The organism is Deltaproteobacteria bacterium (genome assembly GCA_009930495.1).
GTDB lineage: Bacteria > Desulfobacterota > Desulfovibrionia > Desulfovibrionales > Desulfomicrobiaceae > Desulfomicrobium.
The window spans coordinates 1-10091 of the sequence record RZYB01000101.1 but is presented as its reverse complement, the minus strand read 5'-3'; the positions used below and the strand labels follow the sequence as shown (position 1 = coordinate 10091).

General features: G+C 62.9%; 8 protein-coding genes. 1 reads left to right on the top strand and 7 read right to left on the bottom strand.

Annotated features, from left to right (window positions below):
* Positions 1-3: 3 nt before the first annotated feature.
* The 5 genes from katG to EOL86_09210 all read right to left on the bottom strand — a co-directional run bounded on the left by katG (position 4) and on the right by EOL86_09210 (position 6488).
* Positions 4-2208 (bottom strand): catalase/peroxidase HPI, encoded by a 2205-nt coding sequence (gene katG, locus EOL86_09230; GenBank protein ID NCD25758.1) that lies wholly within the window; start codon positions 2206-2208, stop codon positions 4-6.
* A 291-nt stretch (positions 2209-2499) separates the two neighbouring features.
* Positions 2500-3168, bottom strand: a complete 669-nt coding sequence (phoU, locus tag EOL86_09225; protein ID NCD25757.1) for a phosphate signaling complex protein PhoU — start codon at positions 3166-3168, stop codon at positions 2500-2502.
* Positions 3169-3219: 51 nt separating this feature from the next.
* Entirely contained in the window at positions 3220-3981 is a 762-nt protein-coding gene (locus EOL86_09220) for a phosphate ABC transporter ATP-binding protein (protein ID NCD25756.1), read from the bottom strand.
* 3 nt (positions 3982-3984) lie between these two features.
* On the bottom strand, positions 3985-5793 hold the full coding sequence (locus tag EOL86_09215) for a HAMP domain-containing protein (GenBank protein ID NCD25755.1): 1809 nt from the start codon (positions 5791-5793) through the stop codon (positions 3985-3987).
* Positions 5790-6488: a response regulator transcription factor gene (locus EOL86_09210; protein NCD25754.1), complete on the bottom strand. Its 699-nt coding sequence runs from the start codon at positions 6486-6488 to the stop codon at positions 5790-5792. The genes EOL86_09215 and EOL86_09210 overlap by 4 nt, the downstream gene beginning before the upstream one ends.
* Before the next feature lie 234 nt (positions 6489-6722).
* Here EOL86_09210 and EOL86_09205 point away from each other — a divergent pair, with 234 nt between their 5' ends.
* Positions 6723-8978: a GGDEF domain-containing protein gene (locus EOL86_09205; GenBank protein ID NCD25753.1), complete on the top strand. Its 2256-nt coding sequence runs from the start codon at positions 6723-6725 to the stop codon at positions 8976-8978.
* Here the strand turns inward: EOL86_09205 and EOL86_09200 are convergent, their stop codons facing one another.
* Together EOL86_09200 and EOL86_09195 are read right to left on the bottom strand one after the other, a co-directional pair.
* Positions 8979-9425, bottom strand: coding sequence for a hypothetical protein (locus EOL86_09200; protein NCD25752.1), 447 nt, complete (start codon positions 9423-9425; stop codon positions 8979-8981).
* Positions 9426-9582: 157 nt separating this feature from the next.
* Positions 9583-9897, bottom strand: coding sequence for a mitomycin resistance protein (locus EOL86_09195; GenBank protein ID NCD25751.1), 315 nt, complete (start codon positions 9895-9897; stop codon positions 9583-9585).
* Positions 9898-10091: the final 194 nt, after the last annotated feature.

Sequence of the window (10091 nt, the reverse complement as noted above, 5' to 3'; positions counted from 1 at the left end):
GGATCACTCCAGATCGAAGCGGTCCAGATTCATGACCTTGGTCCAGGCCGCGACGAAATCCCGCACGAATTTCGTCTCGCCGTCGGCGCAGGCATAGACCTCGGCAATGGCCCGCAACTGTGAGTTGGCGCCAAAGACCAAATCCACACGGGAGCCTGTCCACTTCAGCTCGCCGCTTTTGCGGTCCCGCCCCTCGTACAGACCCTCGCCCGCCGGAGTCCAGGCCGTGCCCATGTCGAGCAGGTTGACAAAGAAGTCATGGCTCAGGGCTTCGGGCCGTTTGGTGAAAACTCCGTGCGAAGTCTGGCCGTGGTTCGTCCCCAGTACGCGCAGGCCGCCGACAAGCACGGTCATTTCCGGCGCGGTCAGGGTCAGGAGCTGGGCCTTGTCCACCAACAGATCCTCGGCCGAAACCGCGAACGTGGCTTTCTGGTAGTTGCGAAAGCCGTCGGCCAGAGGTTCGAGCACGGCGAAGGAAGCTGCATCGGTCTGGTCCTGGGACGCGTCGGTGCGGCCCGGCGTGAAGGGCACGGTCACGTCATAACCGGCATTTTTCGCGGCCAACTCCACGCCGGCGCACCCGGCCAGCACGATCAGGTCGGCCAGGGATATCTTTTTGCCGCCGCCCTGGGCCGCGTTGAATCCGGCGCGGATGGCTTCAAGCTTGTCCAAGACCGCCCGCAGCCGGTCCGGCTGGTTGACGGCCCAATCCTTCTGCGGAGCCAGGCGGATGCGCGCGCCGTTGGCGCCGCCGCGCTTGTCCGAGCCACGGAAGGTCGAGGCCGAGGCCCAGGCCGTGGTCACGAGCTGGGACACGCTCAGGTCCGAGGCCAGAATCTTCGCCTTCAGAGTCGCGATGTCCGCGTCGTCGATCAGCGGATGGTCCACGGCCGGAACAGGGTCCTGCCAGATGAGTTCCTCGGCCGGAACCTCCGGACCCAGGTAGCGCGAACGCGGGCCCATGTCGCGGTGGGTCAGCTTGAACCAGGCCCGGGCAAAGGCGTCGGCGAATTCCTCGGGATTGGCCAGATAGCGTTTGGCGATCTTTTCATAGACGGGGTCGAACTTCAGGGACAGGTCGGCCGTGGTCATCATGGGCCGGACCTTCTTGGACGGATCGTGGGCGTCCACGACCATGTCCTCGGGCTCCACGTCCTTGGCCAGCCATTGGTAGGCCCCGGCCGGACTCTTCAGCAGCTCCCATTCATACTTGAACAGGACTTTGAGGTAGCCCATGTCCCACCGCGTGGGGTTGGGTTTCCACGCGCCCTCGATGCCGCTGCTGATGGTATCCCCGCCCTTGCCGCTCTTAAAGCTGCTCTTCCAGCCCAGGCCCATGTCCTCCAGGGGCGCGGCCTCGGGTTCGGGTCCGACATGGGTGGCCGGCCCGGCACCGTGGCATTTACCGAAGGTATGTCCGCCCGCGACCAGGGCCACGGTTTCCTCGTCGTTCATGGCCATGCGGGCGAAAGTTTCGCGTACGTCACGCGCGGATTCGATGGGGATGGGCTGTCCGTCCGGGCCTTCCGGATTGACGTAAATAAGGCCCATCTGCACGGCGGCCAAAGGATTATCCAAATCGCGCTGACCGGAATAGCGGCTGCGCGGCTTGTCGCTGGTGGCCAGCCATTCCTGTTCCGCGCCCCAATAGATGTCCTGCTCCGGCTCCCAGACGTCCTCACGTCCGCCGGCAAAGCCGAATGTTTTCAACCCCATGGATTCCAAGGCACAGGTACCGGCCAAAACCATGAGATCGGCCCAGGAAATTTTTTTCCCGTATTTCCGCTTGATGGGCCACAGCAGGCGGCGGGCCTTGTCCAGATTGACGTTGTCCGGCCAACTGTTCAGGGGAGCCAGGCGCTGGCTGCCGGAACCCGCTCCGCCCCGGCCGTCGCCGACGCGGTACGTACCGGCGCTGTGCCAGGCCATGCGGATGAAAAACGGCCCGTAATGGCCCCAGTCGGCCGGCCACCAATCCTTGGAATCGGTCATCAGGGCGAAAAGGTCCCGTTTGACCGCCTTCAGATCGAGTTTTTTGAATTCTTCCCGATAGTTGAATGTTTCATCCATGGGGTTGGACAGACTCGAATGCTGGTGCAGGATCTGAAGCTTCAACTGATTCGGCCACCAGTCCTGATTGGTCGTGCCACGACCGGCGACCATGGCGCGGGTCGTGCCCGTGACCGGGCATTTGCTCTCGTCACTCATGCGGGGTTTCCTCCGGGTTGGGGTTAAATCCAAATCAATAATTTAATCGCCTGGAATTTCTGAAGAACAGCAGAAGGAGAAACAGATCGGGAGGTCAAATTCCATCAAAAGGCAGGGTTGGGCACACCATATACAGAAATCCGACACATCGTCATCCTCAAAATACGCGCGCCCGTGTTCTGGATACAAAACCATTCCCAGCGGCTTCGCAAAAAAAACTCCCGACAATGCGGGAGCTTTTTTCAAAAACAATCGATCAGGCCGAGCGGATGCGCTCGACGCCGCCGGGGGCTAGCGCTCGTCGAAATAGGCCTTGTGCTTGATGTTCACGCCCTGTTCGATGAAGACCACGGACTCGGCGATATTGGTGGCGAGGTCGCCAATGCGCTCCAGGCGGCGGATGAGGATGATGGTATGCACGGAGCGTTCGATGGCCGGGTTATCCTTGACCATGTATTCGATGACCGCGCGCATGTTCTTGTGGTTGAGCACGTCCACCTCGCTGTCCAGCCGGCAGACCTGCAGGGCCTCTTCCACATTGCCGGAGGTAAAGGCGTGGGCCGCGTGCTGGAGCATGGCCAGGGCCTTGCCGCCCATCTCGCGCACGGCGTCATGAAACGGCAGGGGCGGCCGCGAACTGAGCATGATGGACCGCTCGGCGATGTTCACGGCCTCGTCGGCGATGCGCTCCAGCTCGGCGCTGATGCGCATGCAGCCCAGGATAAACCGCAAATCACCGGCCACGGGCTGGTCCAGGGCCAGGAGCTTCAGGCCCAGCTCGTCGATCTCCACTTCCAGGCGGTTGATATGCACATCGCCGTCCTGCACCTCCTCGGCCAGATACAGATCCTTGTCCGCATAGGCCTTGATGGCCTTGGCCACGGCTTCCTCGGTCAGGGCGACCATGTTCAGGACCTTTAATTTCAGATTTTCCAATTCTTCATGCAGATGGGTGTACATAGGCGTTCTTCCTTTGAAATTTGGTGAAACTCATCGAGGGCGTCGCGCGGCCTAGCCAAAGCGTCCGGTGATGTAGTCCTCGGTCTGTTTGTTTTCCGGCCGGGTGAAGAGCTTGTCCGTGGGACCGACCTCGATCAACTTGCCCATGTAGAAAAACGCGGTCCGGTCGGACACGCGGGCCGCCTGCTGCATGGAGTGGGTGACAATGACAATGGTGAACCGGGACTTCAACTCATGGATGAGTTCCTCGATTTTCTGGGTGGCGATGGGGTCCAGGGCCGAGGCCGGTTCGTCCATGAGCAACACTTCCGGTTCCACGGCCATGGCCCTGGCGATGCACAGACGCTGCTGCTGCCCGCCGGACAGGCTCAGGCCCGACTGGTCCAGACGATCCTTGACCTCGTTCCACAGGGCGGCCAGCTTGAGGCTTTCCTCAACCCGGGCGTCGATATACTCGCGGTCCTTGACCCCGTTGACGCGCAGGCCATAGGCCACGTTTTCGTAGATGGACTTGGGAAAGGGATTGGGCTTCTGAAACACCATGCCCACCCTGCGGCGCAGCACGACCACGTCCTGGTCGGCGGCATTGATGTCCTGGCCGTCCAGGGTCAGGGAACCCTCGATGCGCGTGCCATCGATAAGGTCGTTCATGCGGTTGATGCAGCGCAAGAAGGTCGATTTGCCGCACCCCGACGGGCCGATCAGGGCCGTGGCCTGATGCTGGAGCATGTCAAAGGTGATGTCCTGCAGGGCGTGGAACTCCGAATAATAGAAGTTGACGCCCTTGGCCGCTATCTTGATCGTTTCACTCATGGATTATTCCTCTGAAGGCTGCCCGGCCAGGGGCAAGCCGATGATGAACCTGGAGCCGACGCCGGTTTCCGGCACCGGACTCTGGACCGTGATCGCGCCATTGTGTCCGGCCAGGATGTGCCGGCAGATGGCCAGGCCCAGACCCGTGCCGCCGACGGCGCTGTTGCGGTCCTTTTCGACGCGGTAGAAGCGCTCGAAAATGCGCCCCTGGTCCTCGACCGGGATGCCTGGCCCGTTGTCCTCGATACAGATGTTCAGCATGTTCCCCTCGCGTCGGGAAAAGACGCGGATGCGCGGGGCGTCCTCGGGCACGTATTTGAGGGCATTTTCCAAGACATTGCGAAAAACCTGGACAACCTGCTCGAAATTGCCGCGCACGGCCGGACCGCCCTCGGCCACCTCGTTCACGAAATCGACCTCGCGGCGCAAAGGCTGACAACTCTTCCAGGCCGAATACAGGGCCGAGAACGGCTCCACGGCGACCATGTCCACCCGCTGCTTGCCATGCTCCAGCTTGGAGAGCTGCAAAAGTTCGTCGAGCATGGTGTTCATGTGGTTGGCGTTGCGCAGGATCACCTCCAGGAAGGCCTTGGCCTGCTCCGGATCATGGGCGTCGAGGCCGATCAGGGTCTCGGCGTAGCCCTTGATGGAAGTCAGGGGCGTGCGCAGTTCGTGGGACAAGTTGGCCACGAAATCCCGCCGGATGCGCTCCACCTTCTTGATCTCGGTGATGTCGTGGAAAACCATGATCGCGCCCAGTTCGGCGTCGCCCTTGATGGGCACGATGGACACGTCGAAGACCTGGCCATCGTTCAGGGTCACGACCAGATTGACCTGGGAAAAATCCCCGCCCCGACGCCGCTCCAGGGCCGCGTCGCACCCGGCCTGCAATTCCCGGATGAGCGACATCTCCATGGGCTTCTTGCCGGCGAAGGTGGACAATCCGGGAAAAATCTCCTGGGCCGCGTAGTTGCCGCGCAGGATATGTCCCCGGCCATCGAGCACGATGACCCCGGCCTTCATGCCGTTCAGCACGGCCTCGCCCTCCATCTTCTGCTTGGTGATGACCCGCATGCTCTCCTCCACGCGCTCGGCCATATGGTTGAACGCCGAGACCAACGGGACCAATTCCTTGCCGGGGGACAGCCGGATGCGCCGCCCGGTCTCGCCGCGACCGATGGACGCGGCGGCCTGGGCCACGTTGGCGATGGCCTGGGCCACCTGTCTCGAAACCAGGGACACCAGACCAAAGGCCACGCACACGCCAAGCAGGTAAACCCAGCCAACCCGCCCGGTCAGACGATCCAGGGAATCGCGGACCATGGTCTGGGCCTGGGCGATGCGCAACACGCCCGGCGGAATCACGCCCTGGCCGCTGGAGCGCCGGGCCGCGTAAATCAGGCGCTGGCCGAGCGTGTCGCTGTAGCGCATGCTCATCCCAAGGGTGCCGTTCAAGGCCTCGACCACCTCCGGCCGCGCGGCATGATTCTCCAACCGGCCGACCTGGTCCAGGGACACGCCTGAATCCAGCAGAACCCCTCCGTCCTCGGCGACATAGGTGATGCGGATGTTCATGCGCGCCGCCAGCTCGCGCATGGCGGCGTCGATCTCGCCCAGGCTCGCGGCCCGATGGGAGACCAGCATCCAGTCCACGGCCCGCAGATCCCGGTTGACATTGTCCCGGGCCTCCTGGGTGATGACCGAGGTCAGGTTCTGATTGAGATAATAGGCTGGCAGGCCCAGAACCAACAGCATGACGACCGCGAAAGCCACCATGAGCCGGGTTCGCAGGGAAAAAGAGGTCACTGTCATGAATCCGCCTGATGTTCACGTTTCATGCGGTAGCCGATGCCCCGCACGGTTTCGAGCCAGTCGGCATAGGGGCCGAGCTTCTTGCGCAGCCGGCGGACATGGGTGTCCACGGTGCGGGAATACCCCTCGAACTCATACCCCCAGGCCTTGGCCAGAAGCTGCTCGCGGGACAGCACCTTGCCCTCGTTGCGCACGAATTCCCCGAACAAATTGAATTCCGTGGGCGTCAGATGCGCGTCCTCGCCATCCACCATCAGGGAAAAGGCCTCGAAATCCGCGACCAGCCCCTGCCGCTGCCAATGCGCCACCTTGGGCAGGGTGTTCACGTTGCGACGCAGCACGGTCTTGATGCGCAGCATCAGCTCGCGCGGGCTGAAGGGCTTGACGACATAGTCGTCGGCGCCCAGCTCGAAGCCCAAAATGCGGTCCACCTCGTCGCCGCGCGCCGTGAGCATGATGATCGGGATGTGCGCGGTCTCGGAGCCACCCTTGATGGCCTTGCAGATGTCGGTGCCGCTCAGGCCGGGCAGCATCAAATCCAAAAGCACCAGATCGGGCCGCTCCGTCTGCACGAGATGCAGTCCTTTTTTCCCGTCCCTGGCCACGAAGCAGTCATACCCTCCGGACTTGAGATGAAAAGCCAACAGATTGGCGATATCGGGTTCGTCCTCGATGACGACGATCTTATGAGCCATGATTCCCCCTGTGCGTGGCGTGGACGGGCGCTCCGTCCACACCGGATATGGTGCTATCTGGAATTTGTGACGGAACCGTGACGATGCCATGAAGTTCCTGTAACAGCCGACGCCCTTGTCCCGAAAGACGGATTGCCCCAAAAATTTCATGCGCCCGTCACGCCCCCGACACAAAAAACGCCCACACCCCCTTCACCCCGTTCCTGTCACATTTTTAGCCCGAGGAGACCCGTCATGCCAACCGGCATTGCCCGCCAAGCACATACGTACCCCGTCACGTCGCGGATCGAGAACCAGGCGCGATCCGACCGCGCCCTGACCGTGTTTCTCTTTGTCATCAAGGAATTTCCCCTGTGCAAGGACATGTACGGCATTGAAATCGCGGCCAGCATCGAAGACCTGATGCGACGCGCGGTGGAGGATGTCGGGCGGGACGGTGACGATCCGGGCCGCACCGTGTGTCTGGGCGCGGGCGAAATCCTGCACATCCGACCCCGGCACGACTCCGATCCGGGCTCGGTCGCGGACCAGGCCTTCATGTTCAAGACACGTCTGCAGGCGGTCCTGCGTCGCCACACCATCGCCACCCTGGGCCGGGAAATGGAAATAACCGTCGGTTTCGCCATGCGGGACGACGTTCCCAGTCCGCACGACCACGCCACGCGCGAGGCCGTGCACGAGGCCCGGCGCATGGCCCTGGACGCGCCGGATCTGGAAACCCCGAAGCTGTCCCCGGAATTTCGGGACATTCTGGCCCATGATCGGTTGACCGTCCTGTTCCAACCCATCCACGATTTCAAGACCGGCGCCATCATGGCCTGGGAAGCCCTGACCAGGGGGCCGCGCGGATCGGCCTTTCATTCCCCGGTGGCCCTCTTTGATTTCGCGGAAAAAACCGAACAGCTCTTTCTTTTGGAGCAGGCCTGTCGCACCAAGGCCATGCGCACGGTCGGAAAATTGGGGCCGGGACAACGCCTGTTTCTGAACATCCATCCCCGGACCGTGGTCGATCCCGGCTTCGCGCCCGGAAAAACCCTGGAACTTCTGGAACAATTCGACCTCGTTCCGGAAAACATCGTCCTTGAGATCACCGAGCGGCATTCCATCAAAAATTTCACCGCCTTCCACAAAACCCTGGACCATTACCGCAGCCAGGGTTTCCGCATCGCCGTGGACGACGCCGGCACGGGATACTCCGGCCTGTCAACCATCGCGGCCCTGCGCCCGGACTTCATCAAGGTCGACATGGGTCTGGTCCGGGACGTGGACAAGGACCCGATCCGCCGCGCCCTGATGGAAACCATGGTTGCCCTGGCCGAACGCATCGGTTCGGAAATCATCGCCGAGGGCATCGAGACCAGGGGCGAGGCCAGTGCCCTGATCGACATCGGCGTGCATCACGGCCAGGGATATTTTCTGAACCGCCCACGGTTTCCCAAAACCGAGTCCGGCCTCGACCTCAAGGAGCTGGCCCCGGTCCGGCCGGATTCCTGGCAACGACTGGCCTGCTCCATTCCCATCGGCCGTCTGGCCCAGCCCGCCATCACCGTCAGTCCGCGCATGCCGGTCCATTCCGTGCAGCACATCTTCGCCACCAACCCCAACCTGCCCGCCGTGGTCGTGGCCGAGGATGGCCGCCCCATGGGGCTGGTCATGGGCTACAACCTGGACCGCCATCTGGCCACCCTCTACGGCCGCGCGCTCTACGCGGGCAAACCCATCTCCGTGCTCATGGACTCCCAGCCCATGATCGTGGACGAACGCGAACCCGTGGAAGTCGTGGCCAAAAACGCCAACACCCGCGAAACGCTCAAGGCCTATGACGAGGTCGTGGTGACACGAAACGGAAGCGTCCTGGGCGCGGTCTCGGTCCAGAGCATGCTCAGCACCCTGGCCCAGGTCCAGGTGGAAATGGCCAAGGGCACCAATCCCCTGACCGGCATCCCCGGCAACGTGGCCCTGGAAAAGGAATTGGAACAGCGCCTGCGCCGGGGGCAGCCCTTCTGCATGCTTTACGCGGACCTGGATTATTTCAAGGTGTTCAATGATGTCTACGGGTTCAAGGACGGTGACCAGGTCATTTTGCTGCTGGGGCGCATCCTGACCTGGGCCCTGACCCGGCACGGACACAGCGGGGATTTCCTGGCCCATATCGGCGGCGACGACTTCGTGGCCATCGTGGCTCCGGACAAGACCGAACGGATTTGCCGGGCCGTGGTCCGCTGCTTCAAACGGCTCATTCCGCGCCACTACTCGGACCAGGACAGCGCGCGCGGCTGGATCGAGGGCAAGGGACGCGACGGGGCCAAACAGCGCTTTCCCCTGGTTTCGGTGTCCATCGGCATCGTGGAGTGCCATGCCCCGTGCAGCCTGCACACCCTGGGTGAACGCGCGGCCCAGATCAAAAGCTACGCCAAATCCCTGCCCGGCAACGTCTATGTGCGTGACCGGCGGGGCCGCAAAGACGACGAGCCCCGTGCAACGCGGTGATCAGCTTCCGCCGCGCGGCTTTTCGTCGGCGCCAGTCCGGGCGCCCGCGTCCCTTCGGGAGGCGCGCGAGGCAATGCCGACCACGACCAACGCGGCCGAGGCACCCAGGCCCAGGGCCAGGGCAACGCCATCGCGCAGATGATCGGCCCGGACCCGCTCCCAGTTGTTGACCCGGACCCGGATGTCCGCCGCCGTGACCGGCTGTTCCCGGCCTTGGGCGTCGCGCACGAACAGCGCGCCCCGCGCGACTAGGTTCTGCAGAATGTCCGGCCCGACATAGAGTTCGAAATGATCGCTGGTTTCGGACAGGGGCAGGGCCATGGTCATGGGCGTCCACCAGATGGACCGGTCCGCCCAGATCACCTGTCCCGACCGCGCGACGAACTGCACCCCGAAAAGACACACGCCAAGCAGTCCGATGAGCGTCATTGGATTGAATTTTCGCATCAAGCCCTCCGCATTTTTCGAAGATTCGTCTGCCACCCCTGACCAGCCGGCACCATCCGCCGGACGCCCCGCAACCACCGCTTCGACCCGCCACGCAATTTTAACCGTCTCCAAAACAGGCGACCACGCCCGCTCCGCCGGCGTGGCGGGCAACACCTCACGCACGCGCCCGTGCTTCCGGCCCTCCGCGGGCCAGCGCTTTCTTGCGCTCCGTGGTGTAGTCCCACCACGGCCGTGGCGGCTCGCCATTCATGAACCGGACGATGGAAATAAAGACGTCGATCACGCACGGATCATGGCGGGCGTTGGTCGCGGCGCAGAGCGCCTCGTACATGACGAAGGGATCGCGCCCGACAAGCTGGTCCGGACGGGTGATGCCCAACAGCCGCAAATCCCCGGCCATGGCCGGGCCGATGTTGGGCAGGTCGGTCAGCTCGCGAAGACGGGAACGGTCAACCTTGGAAGGATGCATGGAAAACCTCGCAAACACGTATGCAACAGACAGGGTCGGACGTTCGAGGAAACGCGGTCATGGGGCTTCCCTCCGCGCTATGGTTTCGGGGCGGTTCCCGCGTGGTCCGCGCCGGGCGGCGCTTTTTCCACCACCAGCATGTTTCGCCAGGCGCCCTGCTTGTAACGCCACCAGCCGACCACGGACAAGAGCAC